Source organism: Pseudoalteromonas sp. S408 (assembly GCF_005886645.1).
Lineage (GTDB): Bacteria > Pseudomonadota > Gammaproteobacteria > Enterobacterales > Alteromonadaceae > Pseudoalteromonas.
In genome coordinates, this window is record NZ_PNDY01000014.1 from 1 (window position 1) to 21,075 (window position 21,075).

The 21,075-nt window shown below is 40.8% G+C and carries 18 protein-coding genes; 8 read left to right on the top strand and 10 right to left on the bottom strand.

Features of this window, described 5'->3' with window-relative positions; genetic code table 11:
- A partial coding sequence (locus CWB62_RS12675; protein WP_138556285.1) for a transposase occupies positions 1–571 on the top strand: 571 nt, incomplete at its 5' end.
- Positions 572–1,218: 647 nt separating this feature from the next.
- Here CWB62_RS12675 and serS read toward each other — a convergent pair.
- The 6 genes from serS to lrp form a co-directional block, all read right to left on the bottom strand.
- Complete coding sequence (gene serS, locus CWB62_RS12680) at positions 1,219–2,523, bottom strand: serine--tRNA ligase (protein ID WP_089347797.1); 1,305 nt, start codon at positions 2,521–2,523, stop codon at positions 1,219–1,221.
- Positions 2,524–2,532: 9 nt separating this feature from the next.
- On the bottom strand, positions 2,533–2,913 hold the full coding sequence (crcB, locus tag CWB62_RS12685; RefSeq protein WP_058405505.1) for a fluoride efflux transporter CrcB: 381 nt from the start codon (positions 2,911–2,913) through the stop codon (positions 2,533–2,535).
- The gene (locus CWB62_RS12690; RefSeq protein ID WP_058405504.1) at positions 2,906–4,249 is read right to left on the bottom strand and encodes a replication-associated recombination protein A; all 1,344 of its coding nucleotides are present in this window, start codon (positions 4,247–4,249) and stop codon (positions 2,906–2,908) included. Before CWB62_RS12690 ends, crcB begins: the two co-directional genes overlap by 8 nt.
- On the bottom strand, positions 4,242–4,868 hold the full coding sequence (gene lolA / locus CWB62_RS12695; RefSeq protein WP_058405503.1) for an outer membrane lipoprotein periplasmic chaperone LolA: 627 nt from the start codon (positions 4,866–4,868) through the stop codon (positions 4,242–4,244). Before lolA ends, CWB62_RS12690 begins: the two co-directional genes overlap by 8 nt.
- The gene (locus tag CWB62_RS12700; protein ID WP_138528539.1) at positions 4,865–7,363 is read right to left on the bottom strand and encodes a DNA translocase FtsK; all 2,499 of its coding nucleotides are present in this window, start codon (positions 7,361–7,363) and stop codon (positions 4,865–4,867) included. Before CWB62_RS12700 ends, lolA begins: the two co-directional genes overlap by 4 nt.
- 168 nt (positions 7,364–7,531) lie before the next feature.
- Positions 7,532–8,011 carry a leucine-responsive transcriptional regulator Lrp gene (gene lrp / locus CWB62_RS12705; protein WP_006792871.1) on the bottom strand — a complete coding sequence of 160 codons (480 nt, stop codon included), beginning with the start codon at positions 8,009–8,011 and terminating at the stop codon, positions 7,532–7,534.
- A gap of 142 nt (positions 8,012–8,153) precedes the next feature.
- Here lrp and ald point away from each other — a divergent pair, with 142 nt between their 5' ends.
- Positions 8,154–9,275, top strand: a complete 1,122-nt coding sequence (gene ald, locus CWB62_RS12710) for an alanine dehydrogenase (RefSeq protein WP_138528537.1) — start codon at positions 8,154–8,156, stop codon at positions 9,273–9,275.
- Positions 9,276–9,343: 68 nt separating this feature from the next.
- Here the strand turns inward: ald and pssA are convergent, their stop codons facing one another.
- Positions 9,344–10,669: a CDP-diacylglycerol--serine O-phosphatidyltransferase gene (gene pssA, locus CWB62_RS12715; protein WP_058405500.1), complete on the bottom strand. Its 1,326-nt coding sequence runs from the start codon at positions 10,667–10,669 to the stop codon at positions 9,344–9,346.
- Between the two features lie 289 nt (positions 10,670–10,958).
- Between pssA and trxB the strand changes: the two genes are divergently transcribed.
- The 4 genes from trxB (at position 10,959) to infA (ending at position 13,730) form a co-directional block, all read left to right on the top strand.
- Positions 10,959–11,909 (top strand): thioredoxin-disulfide reductase, encoded by a 951-nt coding sequence (trxB, locus tag CWB62_RS12720; protein ID WP_058405499.1) that lies wholly within the window; start codon positions 10,959–10,961, stop codon positions 11,907–11,909.
- Positions 11,910–12,007: 98 nt separating this feature from the next.
- On the top strand, positions 12,008–12,724 hold the full coding sequence (gene aat, locus CWB62_RS12725; RefSeq protein ID WP_058405498.1) for a leucyl/phenylalanyl-tRNA--protein transferase: 717 nt from the start codon (positions 12,008–12,010) through the stop codon (positions 12,722–12,724).
- Positions 12,717–13,421, top strand: coding sequence for an arginyltransferase (locus tag CWB62_RS12730; protein ID WP_138528535.1), 705 nt, complete (start codon positions 12,717–12,719; stop codon positions 13,419–13,421). Before aat ends, CWB62_RS12730 begins: the two co-directional genes overlap by 8 nt.
- 90 nt (positions 13,422–13,511) lie before the next feature.
- Positions 13,512–13,730: a translation initiation factor IF-1 gene (gene infA / locus CWB62_RS12735; RefSeq protein ID WP_002962494.1), complete on the top strand. Its 219-nt coding sequence runs from the start codon at positions 13,512–13,514 to the stop codon at positions 13,728–13,730.
- A 193-nt stretch (positions 13,731–13,923) separates the two neighbouring features.
- On the opposite strand, the gene clpA is transcribed toward infA, so the two are convergent.
- Positions 13,924–16,185: an ATP-dependent Clp protease ATP-binding subunit ClpA gene (gene clpA / locus CWB62_RS12740; RefSeq protein ID WP_058405496.1), complete on the bottom strand. Its 2,262-nt coding sequence runs from the start codon at positions 16,183–16,185 to the stop codon at positions 13,924–13,926.
- 68 nt (positions 16,186–16,253) lie between these two features.
- The gene (gene clpS, locus CWB62_RS12745; protein WP_021032429.1) at positions 16,254–16,562 is read right to left on the bottom strand and encodes an ATP-dependent Clp protease adapter ClpS; all 309 of its coding nucleotides are present in this window, start codon (positions 16,560–16,562) and stop codon (positions 16,254–16,256) included.
- A gap of 208 nt (positions 16,563–16,770) precedes the next feature.
- Between clpS and cspD the strand changes: the two genes are divergently transcribed.
- Positions 16,771–16,989 carry a cold shock domain-containing protein CspD gene (gene cspD, locus CWB62_RS12750; RefSeq protein ID WP_006792879.1) on the top strand — a complete coding sequence of 73 codons (219 nt, stop codon included), beginning with the start codon at positions 16,771–16,773 and terminating at the stop codon, positions 16,987–16,989.
- Positions 16,990–17,505: 516 nt separating this feature from the next.
- The gene (locus CWB62_RS12755) at positions 17,506–19,728 is read left to right on the top strand and encodes an NADP-dependent isocitrate dehydrogenase (protein ID WP_138528533.1); all 2,223 of its coding nucleotides are present in this window, start codon (positions 17,506–17,508) and stop codon (positions 19,726–19,728) included.
- A 102-nt stretch (positions 19,729–19,830) separates the two neighbouring features.
- Here the strand turns inward: CWB62_RS12755 and CWB62_RS12760 are convergent, their stop codons facing one another.
- The gene (locus CWB62_RS12760; protein ID WP_138528531.1) at positions 19,831–21,072 is read right to left on the bottom strand and encodes an amidohydrolase family protein; all 1,242 of its coding nucleotides are present in this window, start codon (positions 21,070–21,072) and stop codon (positions 19,831–19,833) included.
- Between the last annotated feature and the right edge of the window lie 3 nt (positions 21,073–21,075).

A 21,075-nucleotide genomic window follows, 5' to 3' on the forward strand; every position in this document is an offset into this window, starting at 1 on the left:
CTTGATGAGCGATTTACTCTCGAGAAGACGCCAGTTAATGGATATGCAAACGATGGAGAAAAATCGCTCTCAAATAATGCCAAAAACACTATCATCACTAATAAAACCTATCCTAACGGCATTAAAAAATCAGATTGAAAAAGTCGATTTCAAACTTCAAAAACTGGTTAGTGAATGTGACGAATACAAAACAAAAAATGCCATTATCCAAAGTGTGCCAGGTGTTGGCAATGTGGTCGCATTTAACTTACTTAGTGATATGCCTGAGTTAGGTTATGTGAACAACAAAGAGGCCGCTTCTTTAGTAGGTGTAGCCCCATTCAATCGTGAAAGTGGCGTGTATCAAGGTAAGCGAATGATACGTGGCGGCCGACCTAAAATAAGAACTGCCATGTATATGGCGATGATGTCAGCCATTCAGTGCAACTCTAAATTTAAAAACCTTTATCAACGCATGGTTAAAGCAGGAAAGCCTAAAAAAGTAGCCATTATTGCGTGTATACGAAAGCTGGTAGTGATCATAAATTCTATGGTGAGAGATGGTGTCATGTGGGATCCTAAAATGGTTTGAAATTAGGAATTGACACCATAGTCACTTGTTATGTTTTAAATTGCACCTAGGACAAGATTCAAGGTTATATAACTCTTTAATATCCAAGTTCCATGTTGTGCGAGTAAGAAAAGTAAACAGCCAATTACAACCACAATTAGGGCATATAACACCAAACTTACCAATAAAAAATGATAAAACTAAAAATACACAACCAACAATAGAAATAACGAGATTACCGAAAAACGAAAATAAGCCGCCAATACAAAATAAACTTAAGCAAATATTTAGTTTCGTATAGACGCCCGAGCTGCGTATTAGACTCATACTTTCCTTAAAACATAACAACTTTGTATCCGACATTTGTCGCTTCATAAACCGACAAATGTCCAAATATTACAATTAATTTAATGTAACCAGTGAATAAGCACATGTAAACAATTAGTTAGCTCTCATATAAATTTACTGGATGTAGAAAAACACCAAAATGGTTGAGATCAGTAATAAAGGACAAAAGAGTAATACACTAATAAATAACAAAACTTAGACTTTTTTCTTTCGCCTTGAACCTTTTACCTTCAACTTTTTACCCACAAAAAAACCGCTGTTCGTTTAAAACAGCGGCTTTTCTACTTAAAACTTATAGTCAAAAAACTAATAGCTAAACCTTACGCTTTACCAATCACTTCAAGTCCACCCATGTATGGGCGTAATACTTCTGGTACAACTACTGAACCATCTGCTTGTTGGTAGTTTTCTAGTATGGCTACGAGTGTACGGCCAACTGCTAAGCCTGAACCATTTAGTGTATGTAGTAACTCTGGTTTTTTTGCACCTTCACGACGAAAACGAGCTTGCATACGGCGTGCTTGGAAATCAACCATGTTTGAACAAGACGAAATTTCGCGGTAGGTATCTTGCGCCGGTAACCATACTTCTAAGTCGTATGTTTTAGCTGCGCCAAAGCCCATGTCGCCCATACATAAAATTACTTTACGGTATGGTAGTTCTAGTGCTTGTAGTATTTGCTCTGCATGGCCTGTTAGCTCTTCAAGCGCTTGCATTGAATCTTCTGGTTTTACAAGTTGTACTAGTTCAACTTTATCAAACTGGTGCTGGCGAATTAAACCGCGTGTATCGCGACCGTAGCTGCCTGCTTCACTTCTAAAACATGGCGTGTGCGCAGTTAAGCGAATGGGTAAATCGCTTTCTTCGTAAATCTCGTCGCGTGCGCTATTAGTAAGCGGTACTTCTGCTGTAGGAATAAGGCTAAAACCAGCTTGTTGCTCACCGTCGTCGTTTACCAGGCCTAATGTATGGAATAAGTCGCCTGCAAACTTAGGTAATTGGCTCGTGCCGTAAAGGCTTGCGCTATTTACCAAGTACGGTACATACATTTCTGTGTAGCCGTTTGTATCTGTGTGGGTGTCTAGCATGTATTGCGTTAATGCACGGTGCATTCGTGCTACTTGACCGCGCATTACTGTAAAGCGTGCGCCACTAATTTTAACGCCCATTTCAAAATCTAGGCCGTTTAGGTCTTGCCCTACGTCAACGTGGTCTTTAACTTCAAAATCGTACTTTTTAGGCGTGCCCCACGTAAGTATTTCAACGTTGTCGTCTTCGTCAGCGCCTTCTGGTACTGATTCGTCTGGCAAGTTTGGAATTGCTAATGCAATGTCGTTAATGGCGTTTAGTACTTCGTCTTGCGCTTTTTTTGTGGCGTCTAATTCGCTGCCTAAATTTGCCACTGCGTCTAAAAGCGGCTGTGCGTCTTCGCCTTTTGCTTTTGCTTGGCCAATGGCTTTAGCACTGGCGTTACGTTGACTTTGAAGCTCTTGCGTTTTTACTTGTAATGTTTTGCGTTGCTCTTCAAGTTCTGTCACTTTTGCAACATCAAGCTCGTAGCCACGCGCTGCTAAGCGTGCTGCAGTTTGCTCAACGTCTTGTCGTAAATATTTAGAATCTAACATGTTAGTTTTTTAACCTTTTTGCATAACCAGCTGAAGGCCCAGCCAAGCCATAAAAATACAGACCATCACATTTAAGATGATATTGAGGGCCATTTTAATAAAGTGGCCTTGTTGTAACAACAACAACGAGTCCATTGAGAATGTTGAAAAGGTGGTTAACGCACCTAAAAAGCCAATTCCAATAAGGGTTTTAGCGGGGCTTACAGTGATAATTTGTTTCTCTATCAAACCGTACAAAATGCCCATTAACAATGAACCCAGAATATTAACCGCCAACGTGCCAAAAGGGAATCCCCTACCAAGGAGTTTTAGCATGGTTTCGCTAATAAAAAACCGTAAACAGGCTCCTGAAGCGCCACCAATGGCGATCATCATATAAAGTTTAATCATTTTCGTATCGTTTAAGTGGGCTTTGCGCGTCGCGCTCTTTTAAGTAATCAAGTTTTTGTTTAATTTTTTGCTCAAGGCCGCGTTCGCTCGGTAAGTAATATTCCTTGCCGTCCATTTCTGGCGGTAAGTATTTTTCACCGGCGGCAAAGGCACCCTCTTCGTTATGCGCGTAGCGGTATTCAGCTCCATAACCTAAGTCTTTCATTAGATTTGTAGGTGCATTACGTAAATGTTCTGGCACTGGGTAACTTGGCTCGTTTTTGGCATCTGCCTTTGCTTGGCTAAACGCCATATAAACTGCATTACTTTTGGGTGCGCTGGCTAAATATAAAGTGGCCTGTGCAATAGCGCGTTCGCCCTCACTTGGGCCAACACGTTGAAATATATCCCATGCGTTTAACGCCACTTCCATTGCGCGGGGGTCGGCATTACCTATGTCTTCTGTTGCAATGGCAAGTAAACGTCTTGCTACATAAAGTGGGTCGCCACCGCCAGCTAAAATACGGCAGTACCAATAAAGCGCACCATCGGGGGAGCTTCCGCGTACTGATTTATGAAAAGCCGATATTAAATCGTAAAATTCATCGCCGCCTTTATCGTATTTTGCTAAATGAGTTGGCAGTACTTGGCTTAATACGTGCTCATCTACGTTGTATGTGCCGTTTTGCTCCGTGGTTAAATCAACCGCTTGCTCAAGCAGGTTTAACACTTTGCGGGCATCACCGCCGCTTGCTTGGCACAGTGCCTGTTTGGCGTTACTAGCAATAACTATGTTTTTTTGGTTTAGTTGCTCATCTTGCTTAAGTGCGCGCTCTATTACTGTGTATAAATCGCTCTCTTGTAACGACTTTAAAACATACACGCGTGCGCGCGATAAAATCGCATTATTAAGCGCAAATGAAGGATTTTCGGTTGTTGCGCCAACAAATATAAAGGTGCCATCTTCTATGTGAGGTAAAAATGCATCTTGCTGTGATTTATTAAAACGGTGTACTTCGTCAACAAACATTAGCGTGCGTTGCCCGCGGCTTTGTAGGTTATCTTGGGCTTGCGTTACGCTGTCGCGAATATCTTTTACGCCTGCGGTCACAGCCGACATTTGTATAAGCTCGGCATCGGCATGGTTTGCAATAATTTGCGCAAGGGTTGTTTTACCCACCCCAGGCGGCCCCCACAAAATTAAGCTGTGGCAACGCCCTGCAACAATGGCTTGGTGCAGGGGTTTATCGTCACTAAGTAAATGCTGTTGACCTATGTATTCGTCAAGCGTTGTTGGGCGCATACGCGCCGCAAGTGGGCGTACATCAGGCCCAAAGTTAAAGCCTAAATTACTCACCGTGGCTCTGATCGTCTATTTCAACACCCTCTGGCGGGGTAAATTCAAACATTGCTGCATCAAGCTCGGTGTTTACTTTAGCATCATTAAAAGTAAACGAAGAAAGTTGCCCCGAATTATCGGTAACGACTAATTGTGCAAGGCCTGCTTGGTTGTCTACAAACGTGATATCAAGCTGCTCTACTTGGCTCTCTATACCTTTATTAGGCGTTACACTAAAGCCAGATTTAGTGGCTTTTACGCTGTACTTTTCCCATTGAGCAGGGTCTTTTGATGTAAGTAATACAAACGGCGTTGAGTCAATTAAGCTGTGAGTATCCATTATGGTTACTTGTTCAGCAAAGCTGTCGAAGTAGTAGGTTTTATCACCATTTGATACAAATAATGTGTCGTCAGGGTTTGTTTGCTCCCAGCGTATCATCATAGGTTGCTTAAGGGCGATAGTACCCTCGCCTTGCATTACAGCTTGGCCTTCTTTGTCTGTTACTTTTTGTGCAAACTGAGCTTTAAAGCTTTTAAGTGTTGCCAGTTTGTCTTGCAGTGCTTGGCTGTCGTCTGCAAAACTCGGTGCGGCAATTAAGCCGCTTAATAGTAATAATAAACTGTTTAATTTTTTCATTGGTTTGCTCCATTAGGTACTAATACATCGCGAGCACCATTATGACCTGGTGAACTTACGATACCTGATGTTTCCATTTGTTCTACTAAACGGGCTGCACGGTTATACCCTACGCGCAACTTACGTTGTACTGATGAAACCGATACCTTGCCTGTCTCAATTACAAATGCGACCGCTTCGTCGTAAAGAGGGTCTGACTCTTCATCTGCACTTTCGCTTGCTTCACCGGGTAATAAAATATCTTCCGTGGCGTCACCATTAAGTATTTCGTCTATGTAATTAGGTTTAGCACGTGCTTTCCAATCATTAACGACTGCATGTACTTCATGGTCATCTACAAATGCGCCATGCACACGCTCTGGTACACTGGTGCCAGGCGGCAAATAAAGCATGTCACCCATACCAAGAAGGTTTTCTGCGCCTTGCTGGTCAAGTATGGTGCGCGAATCTATTTTACTTGATACCTGAAACGCCATACGTGTTGGTATATTGGCTTTTATTAAGCCGGTAATTACATCAACCGATGGTCGCTGTGTTGCAAGGACCAAGTGAATACCTGCTGCACGTGCTTTTTGTGCTATACGTGCAATAAGTTCTTCTACTTTTTTACCTACAATCATCATCATGTCGGCAAATTCATCAATTACTACAACAATGCTTGGTAGTTTTTCAAGCTCGTCGGGGCCGTCTTTCATGCCGTCTGTGTCTTTAAAAAGTGGGTCCATAATGGGGTAGCCCGCTTCTTTGGCATCAAGTACTTTTTGGTTGTAGCCTTTTAAATTACGTACACCTAATGCCGACATCAGTTTATAACGGCGCTCCATTTCACCTACACACCAACGCAGCGCGTTAGCCGCTTCTTTCATGTCGGTAACAACTTCACACAATAAATGCGGTATACCCTCGTAAACCGAAAGCTCAAGCATTTTAGGGTCAATCATGATCATACGAACATCATCTGGGCCCGATTTGTACAGTAAGCTTAATATCATTACATTAACGCCCACTGACTTACCCGACCCCGTTGTACCAGCTACTAATAAATGCGGCATTTTACCAAGATCAGCACACACTGGCTGGCCTGCAATATCTTTACCTAACACCATGGTAAGCGGCGATGGGTTTTGCTCAAACTTAGGCGCATTTATTACTTCCGACAAACGCACTATTTCACGGTGTTTGTTAGGTAGCTCTATGCCTATGTAAGTTTTACCTGGAATAACTTCAACTACACGTACACTAATAGCAGAAAGCGAGCGGGCTAAATCTTTTGATAAACCGGTAATTTTAGACACCTTAATACCCGGTGCTAAATCAAGCTCAAATCGTGTTACAACAGGGCCTGGATATACACCAACGACAGTGGCTTGTACGTTAAAGTCGAGTAATTTTGTCTCTACAAGGCGCGATACAACATCGAGCTCTTCTTGCGAAATTGGGTTTTTAGCTTTATCGGGCCTGTCGAGTAAATCAAGCGACGGCAATGGGCCTGGTGGCGCTTCTTGATCAAGCAGTTGTTCAAATTTTTCTTTTGCTGTTGGCGGTGGCTGATACGCAGGCTTTGCTTTAGGCATAGGTCTAGCTGGCGATACCACCGTTGTAACTGGCTTTTCAGGTTCCACAACTTGGCTTTGATCAAGCGCGTTTAATGCCGCTGCCGTATCCATTGGTTCATCGTCTATGGCACTAAAGCCAATTTCTTGATCGAGTATATCGTCAAGCTCATCAAATGGGCTGTAGTCGTCACTAATTTGTGGTTCTGTAAAAGGTGTTTGTGGTTTATTAATGGCCTTTTGAGGCGCATCGTTTTTCGTCTCTACTGGCGCTTCAAGCTGCTCTGTGAGGTCGTCGTTAAACTGGGCATCTACATTGTCATTACTTGTATTTGCAGCAATGCGTTCTCTGTTTATCCAACCTTTAATGTACGAGGTAATAAAGCGATATAACCTAACCATTAAATCGCCTAAGTAATCGACAAAATCAACCCACGACACACCCGTTAAAAGGGTTAATCCTGCAAAAAAGAAACACAATAGCAAAATTGATGTGCCAGTAAAATTAAACGCCGGCATCATGGCTGTTGCAATGACATCTCCCACTACCCCGCCAGATGAAAAATTATAAATGTCGTCAAAGTTGATACTACTGATTGCCGTAGCAGACGTTACAAACAGGGCTAGGCCAATAACACGAAGGGCTAATGTTGTGTAATCAAGCTGTAAAATACGGTGGGGTTGCTTAAATAATAAATAACCAAATAATTGAATTGCCGCCGGAACTAAATAAGCAAGCCACCCAAAAGTAAGTAGCAGTATATCGGCAACCCATGCACCGGCTGTGCCTGTAATATTTTTTACGTTTCTAAATTCGCCAGTTTGCGACCACGACGGGTCAGCCGGATCAAAACTGATTAAGGCACATAAAATAAATATTGCAGCAAAGGTACTGATTATCAGCCCTGTTTCTAATAGTCTTTGCACACCGTTCAGGCGCATAGCTTCCTATCCCTCTTATTATTCTATTTATTACACTTCAACAGCAGTCAAATACCTTAGCAGGAAATGCAATTTGATGCACTTTATCTTAGTTTGTATGGCCTGATTATGAACAAGTTTTTATAAATTAGGCGTAATAAAATAGTTATTTACAATGCCCTTAATAATTTAAGCAATATAAGGGCGAATTATAACGCCGTCTTCCCCTTTTACTTCTTCCATCACTACATAAGTTCTGCTTTCACTTACGTTAGGTAATTTAAGCAATATATCACCCAGTACTCCCCGGTATTCTGACATGTCGTTAACACGCGTTTTAAGTAAAAAATCAAAATTACCCGACACTAAATGACACTCTATTATTTCTTCGTGCTTTTTAACCGCTGCACTAAACTCATCAAATACGTCTGGCGAGGTTTTTGTTATGGTGACTTCTACATACACCGATAACCCCTGCCCTAACTTAGCCGGATCAACCACCGCTTTGTATCCGAGTATGTAACCTTCTCGCTCAAGCTTTTTTACGCGCTCTAGGCAGGGCGTGGCACTCAGGCCAACTCGTCGGGCCAGTTCAACATTTGAGAGGCGCCCATCGTGTTGTAATTCCATCAAAATTTTACGGTCTATTCTGTCTAACAACTGATGCATAAGCCCTACTAGTTTTTTATTCTGTAATTTTTATAATTTTAGATAATAACACTAGCTTAGCATTTAAAAAAGGTGAGACACACTGGCTTGTCATGAATATAATAGTGAAAAATTTCAATCCGTTCTTAATAAGGCAAATGTTATGATTATTGGTGTACCTAAAGAAATCAAAAACCATGAATACCGCGTAGGTATGGTTCCTGCTAGTGTTCGTGAATTAGTTAATCACGGCCACCAAGTGATTGTAGAAACGAATGCAGGTATGGGCATTGGTTTTACAGATGAAGATTACACCCAAGCAGGTGCAGACATTTTAGCAACTGCAGCTGACGTTTTTGCAAACGCAGAGATGATTGTAAAAGTAAAAGAACCACAAGCAGTTGAACGTGCAATGCTTCGTGAAGACCAAATTCTATTTACTTACCTTCACCTTGCACCTGATCTTCCACAAACTGAAGACCTTGTTAAGAGCAAAGCAATTTGTATTGCTTACGAAACAGTGACTGACTCTCGCGGTGGTTTACCACTTCTAGCGCCTATGAGCGAAGTAGCTGGCCGTATGTCTATTCAAGCCGGCGCACAAGCACTTGAAAAATCTAACCACGGTCGTGGTATGTTGCTAGGTGGCGTACCAGGTGTTGAGCCAGCCAAAGTTGTTGTTATTGGTGGTGGCATGGTAGGCCGTAGCGCTGCGCAAATGGCAGTTGGCTTAGGTGCAGATGTTGTTGTGCTTGACCGTAACATTGATGTACTACGTGCACTAGACGCGCAATTTGGCAATAAAGTAAAAGCAATTTACTCAACTGCTGACGCACTAGAAAAACATGTACTTGAAGCCGATTTAGTTATTGGTGGTGTATTAATCCCTGGTGCAGCGGCTCCTAAGCTAGTAACAGCCGATCACATTAAAGCAATGAAGCCAGGCTCTGCCATTGTAGATGTTGCTATTGACCAAGGCGGTTGTATTGCAACGTCTAAAGCAACTACGCACGCTGATCCAACGTTTATTGTTGACGACGTTGTTCACTACTGCGTTGCGAATATGCCAGGTGCTGTTCCACGTACATCTACATTTGCACTTAACAATGCAACATTGCCGTTTATTATTAACCTTGCAAACAAAGGTTACAAAAAGGCATTGCTAAACGACGCTAACTTCTTAAAAGGCTTAAATGTAATTAAAGGCCAAGTAACGTACAAAGAAGTTGCTGAAGCATTTAACATGGATTACGTTGACCCACGCACAGCAGTAGAAAACGCTTAATTTAGCATTTGTACTTACAAAAAAAGCAGCTATGGAGCTGCTTTTTTTATGTCTAATTTAAACTAAATTTAAATAAACCGTTTAATAATAAAATCTACTTTTACCCGTTTTGCTTGGCCAAGTAACTTTTTAACTGGCTGAGGGTAATCTTCCATGGTTTCTAAATCATCTGGACCAGTTAAACGACGGCAGTGCTTAAGAATTTCATGCTTTTCGTTATCAATCGCTTGCATAATAGTTTGCTCGGGATCTTCAATTAATATCCCATTTTCTATGTCTAAACCCCATGCACGTGGATTTAAATTATGTCCACTTAATAAATGCTTTGATCTATCTGCACATATTCCTTTTAAATGAAAAGAATTATTGCCGTGTTTCCAAAGGTATACGTTCAAGTTTCCGTTATCTATATGGCGTTTTTGCGTTTTGACGAATTTATGCAAAATAGTTTCGTATAAATAAGGCAACGCACCAATTTTGCTAAACGGCTCACTAGGTGGCATATAAAAATCATTTGCGGTTTTATCGCCCACAACAATTGTAATATGTTTGCCTTGCTTTAAAAGCCTGCGTAATGAGCGCATAAGCGGCGCCGGGAAGTTAAAGTATGGCGTGTAAAGTACTAATTCGCGCTCTGTTGTATCAAAAAGCGCCTTGATCATACGGTTAAGTTCGTTATGCCGGCGCCCAAGTCCTAAAAACAAACGAATATTTAACGCATTATTACTTGCTTGCTCAGCCGATTTGTAACTTGCTGCTTTTAAATCGCGCATTAATTGCTTTTGCTCAAGTTTAAAGTCAATTAAACGCTTGAGCGGACGCATGTCTATACGAGGCACGGCCACAGAACTCAACAGCTTTGATTCGATAAAGTCTATTACAGAGTCACACAGACCTTTTTGCGTAATTAAAAAGTAACGGTCAAGCCTGTAGCGGTCGTTATGCTGTAGATACACATTATTTAAGCTAGCACCGCTGTAAAGTAACGTGTCGTCTATAACAAAGCCTTTTAGATGCAAGACGCCAAATAGCTCTTTCGCTTTTACAGGTACACCAAATACTTGTACATTTGATTTAAATTTTTCTAGATAGTCACAGTATAAACTTGCGTTCCCGTCTGATTTCTCAGCACCAATGAGTCCACGCTGGGCACGATGAAAATCGACCAGTACTTTTACTTCAAGTCCAGGGTTAGCTAAAGATGCATTGTGTAATGCCTCTAAAACTTCGCGGCCTGCTTCATCATCTTGCAAATAAAGCGCGGTAATATAAATACGCGTTTTTGCATTAGCGATTAAATTAAGTAATTGTGTGCGGTAATCTTGCGCATTGGTTAAGACGTTAACGTCTTTTGAAGTCAACCCAAATGCGGGTTTTTCCTGCCAAAATAACATAGTTGCCTATTCATTTAGGTCACATAATCTATCAGTGACAAATCAAAATTAGGTAAAACATAACAAAAAAAATCAAAGTGGTCATGAATTAACGACGTTTTGTTGCTTGTTAGTCTATTTATTGAGCTAGTTTACCTTGTAAGGCGTAAAAGTATGATTGTTTAGTACATAAAAATGAACAGCTTTTCGATTTACTAAAAAAAATAATCTCAGATTTTGTTTACTTCTGCCTTGTTTTTCTTAGAATCGAGCGCATTAATGACCGTATAGAATCGTTTAGGAAAATATCATGACTGAAGCAAAACATAGCAAGCTACTAATTTTAGGCTCTGGCCCAGCTGGTTACACAGCAGCAGTATACGCAGCCCGTGCAAATTTAAACCCTGTTTTAATTACAGGTATGCAACAAGGTGGTCAATTAACCACAACTACTGAAGTTGAAAACTGGCCGGGTGATGCACACGGTTTAACAGGCCCTGCATTAATGGATCGTATGAAAGAGCATGCTGAACGCTTTGAAACCGAAATTGTGTTTGACCACATTAATAAAGTTGATGTTTCTAAACGCCCTTTCACACTAACTGGCGACCAAGGTACATACACATGTGATGCGCTGATCATTGCCACTGGCGCATCTGCTAAATACTTAGGCTTAGAGTCTGAAACAAACTTTCAAGGTCGCGGTGTGTCAGCATGTGCAACGTGTGATGGTTTTTTCTATAAAGGTCAAAAAGTAGCGGTTGTGGGCGGTGGTAATACTGCAGTTGAAGAGGCACTTTACTTATCTAACATTGCTGACGAAGTACATGTAATTCACCGTCGCGATAGCTTCCGTAGTGAAAAAATTCTTGCTGACCGCCTTACAGAAAAAGCTGCAAACGGTAACGTTGTTATGCACTACAACCGTACGCTTGACGAAGTTCTAGGCGACCAAATGGGCGTAACAGGCATTCGTATTAAAGATGTTGCATCTGATGCTACTGAAGATCTAGACCTAGCAGGTGTGTTTATTGCAATTGGCCACAAACCAAACACAGATATGTTTGAAGGCCAGCTAGAAATGAAAGACGGCTACCTGGTTGTTGAGTCTGGTCTTAACGGTAACGCAACGCAAACAAGCGTACCAGGTGTTTTTGCTGCAGGTGATGTGTCTGATCATATTTACCGCCAAGCAATTACATCAGCGGGTACAGGCTGTATGGCTGCCCTTGATGCAGAGCGCTTTTTAGACAACCTGTAACATTTATTTTTCAAAAAAGGGGCTGAGCAATCAGCCCCTTTTTTTACATCTAAAATATAGTTACACTTTTAAAACAAACAATAAAAAGTACATTCCTTATGAAAAACCAGCTATACCAATTAAGCGATACCGATATAGCATTTCCTAATCCAGAGTACGCATTAGTATCTCCCGACGGCTTACTTGCTGTTGGTGGTGACTTAAGCCTACCTCGCCTATGTAATGCTTATCGCAACGGTATATTCCCTTGGTTTAGCGATAACGAACCCATTATGTGGTGGTCACCAAGTGAGCGTGGCATTGTGGAGTTAAGCGATTTTCATGTTAGTAAAAGCCTGCGCAAGCACCTAAAAAAATATCCCGTCACAGTAACCATCAATAACGCCTTTATTGAAGTTATTGAAGCATGCCGCGATCAACGTCTTGATACCGATGGTACTTGGATCACCTCTGATATGCTCAGCGCGTATACCAATGCTCACAACGCAGGAATAGCACACAGTTTAGAAGTATGGCGCAACGGAGAGCTTGCAGGTGGCTTATATGGGATAATGCAAAATGGTGTATTTTGTGGTGAATCGATGTTTCATCATCAAACTAATTGCTCTAAATTAGCCATGTGGGCGCTGGTTAATTGGTTAAAAAAACATAATGCACATTTTATTGATTGCCAACTCGAAAACCCATATTTAATGAGTTTGGGTGCAAAAGTGATATCTCGTTCTGATTTTTTAGCTAAACTTAACACTGCACTTACCTATAAAGTTAATCCTTCAATGTGGAAGCCACAAAAACTGGATGCAATCTATGAATGAAAACCTGACAGCCCGGGTGGGTTTAAGCCAAGAATTTGCGTGTAGTTATTTGCCAAATAGGCGTGAGCAGCTATTAGTAATACTCGATCCTACTTATTACAGTGCAAGCAAGTTTGAGTCATTATTAGCTTTGGGCTTTAGACGCAGTGGCAACCAAATTTATCGCCCTCATTGCCCCGTTTGCAGTGCCTGCAACTCTGTACGTGTTTTAGCGCAAGAATTTATCCCGTCAAAATCACAAAAACGTAAACTAAACAAAGCAAAAACCCACTTTACTGTTACTTATTCTAGTAGTGAGCGTGCAGACTATTATCCGTTATACAGTAAATACATTACCCTGCGTCACCAAGATGGTAGTATGTATCCGCCTCAACCTGAACAATTTCAGAGCTTTTTGTTGTGTAGTTGGCTTGATATCACGTTTATTGAACTTTGGCATCAAGACACTTTAGTCGGTGTTGCCGTAACTGATTGTATAGACAACGCTATTTCTGCTATTTATACCTTTTTTGATCCTGACTTTGAGCATTACAGCTTGGGGTCAATTATGATATTGGAACAAATAAAATTTGCCAAAGCACAAAATAAACAATTTGTGTATTTAGGCTACCAAATTGATGAGTGCGACAAAATGAAGTACAAAACACAGTTTTTACCGGCACAAAAACAGCTTAATGATGAGTGGGTGGCTATTTAATTTACAAATATAGCCCCTGCGCCTTTACTTATTGGTGTATTTTGGGCAAAATCTGCAGCGTTTAACTATTAAAGAGGTGTTACGCTAAACATGGCGAAAGAAGACGTAATCGAAATGCAAGGGACTGTCCTTGATACTTTACCAAATACAATGTTCCGAGTTGAGCTAGAAAATGGTCACGTAGTTGTGGCTCATATTTCAGGTAAAATGCGCAAAAACTATATCCGTATTTTAACCGGCGATAAAGTAACGGTAGAAATGACTCCTTACGATTTATCGAAAGGTCGTATCGTATTCCGTGCTCGCTAAGTAAGTGCGTAAACGAGATTTAGTTTTTGGCTAGTGTATAACTAGCTTAAAGCGTTTATTAAATGTAATTGATGGACTTTGACTAGCAATTACATTTAATAAACAAAAAACCCAGCTTAGGCTGGGTTTTTTGTTGTCTAAAATAAAAATGGCCCACTATCTCAAGCGGGCCATTTAGCATTTTTAAACACATTTAAGCCGGCGTTAAATTGCTCTCGTAATCAAAACGGATTTTCTTGTCTTTAACCGATACCTTAACTGTACCGCCATCAGACAACTTACCAAACAATATTTCGTTGGCGAGTGGCTTTTTAAGCTCTTCTTGAATAACACGTGCCATTGGACGTGCACCCATCGCTTTGTCGTAGCCTTTTTCAGCTAACCATTCACGTGCCTTAGAGGTCAATTCAAAATTAACTGATTTCTTATCAAGCTGTGCTTGGAGTTCAACAATAAATTTATCAACCACCAATAGAATAACTTCACGTTCAAGGTGATTAAACCAAATAATGTTATCTAAGCGGTTTCTAAACTCTGGCGAAAATGTTTTATTTATTTCACCCATTGCATCGTGTGTGTGATCCTGCTCGCTAAAGCCAATTGACTTGCGAGTTGTTTCTTGTACACCGGCATTGGTGGTCATGACTAACACAACGTTTCTAAAATCGGCCTTACGGCCGTTGTTGTCGGTCAATGTGCCGTGATCCATTACCTGCAATAAAATGTTGTAAATATCTGGATGTGCTTTTTCTATCTCATCGAGTAAAACAACCGCATGAGGGTTTTTAATAACAGCCTCAGTTAATAAACCACCCTGCTCAAAACCAACATAGCCTGGTGGCGCACCAATTAAACGGCTAATTGCATGACGCTCAACGTATTCCGACATATCAAAACGAATAAACTCAACACCCATGCACTTAGCAAGCTGCTTAGTGACCTCTGTTTTACCAACACCGGTAGGCCCTGCAAATAAGAACGACCCCACTGGTTTTTCTTCACTGGTTAGCCCTGAGCGTGATAAACGAATTGCCGATGTGAGTGCATCAATAGACTGATCTTGCCCAAACACCAACATTTTAAGATTACGGTCGATATTTTTAAGTGTTTCTTTATCCGAAGACGATACATTCTGCGGTGGAATGCGCGCCATTTTAGATATGATCATTTCAATATCTGATACACCAATGGTTTTTTTGCGTTTCGAGCTAGGCTGTAAGCGCTGGTTAGCGCCTGCTTCATCAATCACGTCAATAGCTTTGTCAGGCAAATGACGTTCGTTAATGTATTTAGCGCTTAGCTCAGCAGCGGCTTTTAGCGCTTTTTGTGTATAACGAATACCATGGTGTTCTTCATAGCGATCTTTCAGGCCATTCAAAATTTTAGTGGTATCGGCAACACTTGGCTCAAGTACATCTATTTTTTGAAAACGACGAACTAATGCACGGTCTTTCTCAAATATGTTTTTGTATTCGTTATAGGTCGTTGACCCCATACAACGAAGCTTACCGCTTGAAAGCAATGGCTTCAGCAAGTTAGACGCATCCATAACCCCGCCTGACGCAGCCCCAGCCCCAATGATGGTATGTATTTCATCTATAAATAAAATTGAGCCTGGTTTTGCTTGTAACTCTTTTAGTAAGCTTTTGAAACGCTTTTCAAAATCACCGCGATACTTAGTTCCGGCAAGCAGCGCACCCATATCCAAAGAGTACACAACCGCATCTGCAATCACTTCAGGAACTTGCTCGTTTACAATACGATAAGCTAACCCTTCAGCAATCGCTGTTTTACCTACACCGGCTTCACCAACAAGTAATGGGTTGTTCTTTTTGCGACGACACAATACTTGTACGGCACGCTCTACCTCACTGTCACGACCAATTAATGGGTCAATGTTACCCTCGCGCGCTTGCGCATTTAAGTTAGTAGTAAAACTGTCTAGCTTGCTAGCCTCTTCGTTTTGAACTTCTTGCACTTCTTCATTTATGTCGTCGGTGTCATCACCTAAATCGTCATCAGTTTTTGAAATACCATGCGAGATAAAGTTAACAATATCCAAACGCGAAACATCGTTTTTCTTAAGTAGGTAAACAGCTTGACTTTCTTGCTCAGAAAAAATAGCAACCAACACATTTACGCCGGTTACTTCGTTTTTACCTGATGATTGAACATGAAACACTGCACGTTGTAAAACACGTTGAAAACCAAGTGTAGGCTGCGTTTCACGCTCTTCTTCTAAATCGGGAATAACCGGTGTTGTTTCGTCAATAAACTCAAGCAATTCATATTTTAAGCCTGAAATATTTACACCACACGCATTTAGCGCTTCTGAGGCAGAAGGGTTATCTAATAGCGCAAGCAAAAGGTGCTCGACGGTCATAAACTCATGACGGCGAGTGCGCGCTTCACGAAACGCGGCATTTAAGGTTAGTTCTAAGTCTTTGTTTAGCATTGGCAACCCCTTACTGAGATAATAATGTATACCACAACAAACAGGTGTGTGATCACCCTAGTTGGTATTTATTCCTGCTCACAACTACAAAGCAGCGGATGCTCGTTATCACGCGAGTAGCGGTTAACTTGTTCAACTTTGGTGTAGGCTACATCAGCGCTGTAAACGCCGCAGATACCTTTACCTTTTTCGTGAACTTGAAGCATCACGTCGGTTGCTCTATCGCTATCCATATTAAAAAACGTCGTTAAAACTTCTATTACAAAGTCCATCGGCGTGTAATCGTCATTATTTAAAACAACTTTGTATTTTCGCGGCGGCTGTAGCTTTTGCTTTTCGCTGTCGCGAACTGTGTCGATAACACCTGAATCTTTCATACCACTCATAATTAAATATAGTCTTGTCTTAGGAACTCAAGCAAACTTGAATAAAAAATAAATAAAATGTTAAAAAATAGCCCAAAAAGCTTGACTGATTGATTAAATAAACTACAGTCAAACATAGATTGATTAATCCTTAATCAGTCTAGCAAATAATATGGTTTAGAATAACTAAATTAGTCAACTTATTGAAGGATGTAGAAGTATGGCTTGTGGTAAAGTTAAATGGTTTAACAATGCTAAAGGTTTTGGTTTCATCGTTGAAGACGGCTGCGAGAATGATATTTTCGCCCATTACTCTACAATTGTAATGGACGGTTATAAAACGCTTAAAGCTGGTCAAGATGTAACATTCGAACTAGAACAAGGTCCTAAAGGCCTACACGCTAAAAATATTGCCTTAGATGGCGACATTTTAGAGTGATTACTGTTTTATTCGACTAAAGCGAGCGACCTTCTAGGCTCCTCGCTTAATTCCTTAAGCTACTTTTCTACCCCTTCATTGTTATAAATTGCTTCTTTTTCTGTATTTTCAACCCTTATCCTTGTTTTTATTTTATATACCCCAATATTCTAACAGTTGGCTGTTTAACTGCCCCTTAGCATGTTCAAACTCTAGCCCTTTGTATTCAAGCTTGTTACACTCTTAGTGCTAAAAATATACGTAAAATGCTGCAAAAAACTCAACTTGCCGCCCATATAAAATTTACTAGTCTAAAGGCTAATTTATTTTTATTGTTTTTTTAGCTATAAATATGACCACAGTTCGTCAGGTGTGACTATTCTGCTTTAATTACAAAGCTACACGAGTACCAACACCTAACAAACTATTCATTATCTGAGCGTACTTATTAAAACACTATAATATTTGCTAACTCAGCGTTAATGATTTCTTTGCATTGTTGAATAAGGCCTATTGGCCGACTATCTAGGAATGATGATGACATCAAAAATTATCTATACAAAAACGGACGAAGCTCCGGCACTAGCAACTTACTCGTTGCTACCGATCATCCAAGCATATACAAATGCAGCAGGTGTTGAAGTTGAAACTCGCGATATCTCATTAGCAGGTCGTGTAATTGCTAGCTTCCCTGATTATTTAACGCAAGAACAACGCATTGGTGATGCACTTGCTGAACTAGGTGAGCTTGCAAAAACACCTGAAGCAAATATCATCAAGCTACCAAACATTAGTGCTTCAGTTCCACAGTTACGCGCTGTTATTAAGGAACTTCAAACAAAAGGCTATGCACTTCCAGATTACCCTGTTGAACCTAAAAACGATGAAGAAAAAGCAATTCAAGCTGCATACGACAAAGTTAAAGGTAGTGCGGTAAACCCAGTATTACGTGAAGGTAACTCTGACCGTCGTGCGCCAGGTTCTGTAAAAGAATATGCTCGTAATAACCCTCATTCAATGGGCGCTTGGAGCAAAGATTCAGAATCTTATGTAGCAAGCATGAGCGAAGGTGATTTCTTTGGTTCAGAACAATCAACAACTATCGAAACACCAACAGACGTTCGTATCGAACATGTTGCTGGTAACGGTGATGTAACTGTACTTAAGCAAAGCACACCGCTATTTGCTGGTGAAGTAATTGACGCTTCGCGCATTAGTGCAGCTAAGCTACAAGCTTTTTTAGCTGCTGAAATTGATGCTGCAAAAGAAAAAGGTGTTTTATTCTCGCTTCATATGAAAGCGACAATGATGAAAGTATCTGACCCAATTATTTTTGGTCACGCAGTTAAAGTTTTCTACAAAGATGTATTTGCAAAACACGGTGAGCTATTTGAAGAGCTTGGCGTTGATGTAAACAACGGTTTAGGGGACGTATACTCTAAGATTCAAACATTAGATGACGCTAAGCGCGAAGAAATTGAAGCAGATATTCAAGCTGTTTACGCTGACCGCCCTGCTATTGCTATGGTTGATTCAGACCGTGGCATTACAAACTTACACGTGCCAAGTGATGTAATTATTGATGCGTCTATGCCTGCTGCAATCCGCTCAAGCGGTCAAATGTGGAATAACGATGGAAAACTACAAGACACAAGTTTTGTAATTCCTGATCGTTGTTACTCTGGTGTTTATCAAGCAACTATTGATTTTTGTAAAGAACACGGTGCGTTCGATCCAACGACAATGGGTAGCGTTCCAAACGTTGGCCTTATGGCTCAAAAAGCAGAAGAATACGGTTCGCACGACAAAACGTTTGAAGCTAAAGCTGCCGGTACTATTCGTGTAGTTGATACAGCGGGTGTTACATTACTTGAGCACAGTGTTGAGCAAGGTGATATCTGGCGTATGTGTCAAGTTAAAGATGCACCAATTCAAGATTGGGTTAAACTTGCAGTTAACCGTGCACGTGCTACAGGCGTTCCTGCTATTTTTTGGTTAGATGAAAACCGTGCACACGATGCTCAGCTAATCAAAAAAGTAAATAAATACCTACCAGATCACGATACAGCTGGCCTAGATATTCAAATTTTAGCACCGCTTGAAGCCACTTTATTCTCTTTAGCTCGCATTAAAGAAGGTAAAGACACTATTTCTGTAACAGGTAACGTATTACGTGATTACCTAACAGATTTATTCCCAATTTTAGAGCTGGGTACAAGCGCTAAAATGCTTTCAATTGTTCCACTTATGAATGGTGGTGGCTTATTTGAAACTGGCGCAGGTGGTTCTGCACCTAAGCACGTTCAGCAGTTTGAAAAAGAAAACCACTTACGTTGGGATTCTTTAGGTGAGTTTTTAGCACTTGCAGCTTCACTAGAACATTTAAGCGTAACTACAGGTAATAACAAGGCACAAGTGCTTGCTGATACGCTTGATAAAGCGACGGGCACTTTCCTTGCTGAAAACAAATCGCCTTCACGTAAAGTTAAAGAAATTGATAACCGTGGTTCTCATTTCTTCTTATCTTTATTTTGGGCTCAAGAGCTTGCTAAGCAAAATGACGATAGCGAACTTAAAGCGCAGTTCACGCAAATTGCGAGCGATTTAGAATCAAATAAAGATACCATCGTAAGCGAATTAAACGATGCTCAAGGCCCTGCAGTTGAACTAGGTGGTTACTTCCAGCCTAACGATGCAGCCGCTTTTGAAGCAATGCGTCCAAGCACTACATTTAACGATATCCTTGCTAAATTAGTGTAATAAAAAGTAAAAATAAAACCGCTTACTTTTAAAAGTAAGCGGTTTTTTTACGTCTATAAAAAAGGCCGCTCAATGCGGCCTATTTAAATTAACGTTCACTCATTACTTAGTGTATGCTCTTGGCATATTTGAATCAGTAGTATAACGGTCACGTAGTTTATCTTGACGAGACTGTGTAGACACCTCAGTGCCATTTATAAACATACGGCTTACATTACTGCTTATTTCAAACGGATCATTAGTCCACATCACTACATCTGCAGCTTTACCTACTTCAATACTGCCCGCATTAATACCAAATACATCAGCAACATTTGATGTAACAGCTTTCAGTGCACCTTGCTGGCTCATGCCATAAGATACAGCGTTACCTGCGTCAAAGCGAAGTTGATAAATGTTGTGGCTTGCGTCTCCGCCAACCGTTAAAAGTACCTTAACACCGGCTTTTTCAAGTAAACCAGCATTGTTTAAATTAGCATGTAATGAATCAAAACTACCCGGCAAATTATCCATAGCGCTAATAATTACGGGAATATTCGCTTTAGCAATTTGCTCTTTAACAACAACGGCATCTTGTGCTCCACTGAGTACTAAGTTAACACCAAATTGTTCTTTTACTTTAATAAGCTCGACAATATCTGAAGCACGCGATACGCTTATTACCAATGGCATATCGCCAGAAAGTAATTTAGCCATTACTTTATCTTCAGTACTTGGTTTATCGTCGTCTTTTTTATCTTTTTTGCTCAATTTAGTTTGATGCGCATCTAGCTTGTTAATTAATGTTTGCAGTGTAAAAGCTCGCGAGCCTTTTCTGCGCTCACCTAAATGTACAACTAACGCCGCTTGTTTTTGAATGTTACTTTCAAGGCTACCACTCAAATCAACCACACTTGCCAAACCAGCAAAAATACTATCGCCGCCATAAGGGGTAATTACATCTCTTGTAACGCCACCTTTACGTGCATAAGGTATTAAGCTTGAATGTGCGTTGTAAGCAAGGCTTACATCAAAATCTATACCGGCTTTGTCGTCACCCGCATCGCGAGAGCCTGCAACCGCACCTACTTCAACTAAGCCTAGTTGGTTGTTGCTTGCAATGAATCCAGGGGTAACAATTTTGCCATTCGCATCAATAATTTCATCGGCGTTTACTTGTGCTGGGTTAATAGCAGTAATTTTACCGTTGTCCATAACAATGCTTGCGCCTTCTAATACGCCTTGCTCTGTTGATGTATGAATAGTTGCATTAATAATTGCCAGTGACTGAGCATTTACAGCACCAGAGGCGAATAATCCGGCAGCAACCAGAGATAGCGAAAACGAACGTGATAAATTTTTCATTCT

Bases quoted from the DNA above. Each gene is read 5' to 3' on its own strand.
- serS (WP_089347797.1), bottom strand. From the start codon at position 2,523: ATGTTAGATTCTAAATATTTACGACAAGACGTTGAGCAAACTGCAGCA.
- crcB (WP_058405505.1), bottom strand. From the start codon at position 2,913: ATGATTAAACTTTATATGATGATCGCCATTGGTGGCGCTTCAGGAGCC.
- lolA (WP_058405503.1), bottom strand. From the start codon at position 4,868: ATGAAAAAATTAAACAGTTTATTATTACTATTAAGCGGCTTAATTGCC.
- CWB62_RS12700 (WP_138528539.1), bottom strand. From the start codon at position 7,363: ATGCGCCTGAACGGTGTGCAAAGACTATTAGAAACAGGGCTGATAATC.
- lrp (WP_006792871.1), bottom strand. From the start codon at position 8,011: ATGCATCAGTTGTTAGACAGAATAGACCGTAAAATTTTGATGGAATTA.
- ald (WP_138528537.1), top strand. From the start codon at position 8,154: ATGATTATTGGTGTACCTAAAGAAATCAAAAACCATGAATACCGCGTA.
- pssA (WP_058405500.1), bottom strand. From the start codon at position 10,669: ATGTTATTTTGGCAGGAAAAACCCGCATTTGGGTTGACTTCAAAAGAC.
- trxB (WP_058405499.1), top strand. From the start codon at position 10,959: ATGACTGAAGCAAAACATAGCAAGCTACTAATTTTAGGCTCTGGCCCA.
- aat (WP_058405498.1), top strand. From the start codon at position 12,008: ATGAAAAACCAGCTATACCAATTAAGCGATACCGATATAGCATTTCCT.
- CWB62_RS12730 (WP_138528535.1), top strand. From the start codon at position 12,717: ATGAATGAAAACCTGACAGCCCGGGTGGGTTTAAGCCAAGAATTTGCG.
- infA (WP_002962494.1), top strand. From the start codon at position 13,512: ATGGCGAAAGAAGACGTAATCGAAATGCAAGGGACTGTCCTTGATACT.
- clpA (WP_058405496.1), bottom strand. From the start codon at position 16,185: ATGCTAAACAAAGACTTAGAACTAACCTTAAATGCCGCGTTTCGTGAA.
- clpS (WP_021032429.1), bottom strand. From the start codon at position 16,562: ATGAAAGATTCAGGTGTTATCGACACAGTTCGCGACAGCGAAAAGCAA.
- cspD (WP_006792879.1), top strand. From the start codon at position 16,771: ATGGCTTGTGGTAAAGTTAAATGGTTTAACAATGCTAAAGGTTTTGGT.
- CWB62_RS12755 (WP_138528533.1), top strand. From the start codon at position 17,506: ATGACATCAAAAATTATCTATACAAAAACGGACGAAGCTCCGGCACTA.
- CWB62_RS12760 (WP_138528531.1), bottom strand. From the start codon at position 21,072: ATGAAAAATTTATCACGTTCGTTTTCGCTATCTCTGGTTGCTGCCGGA.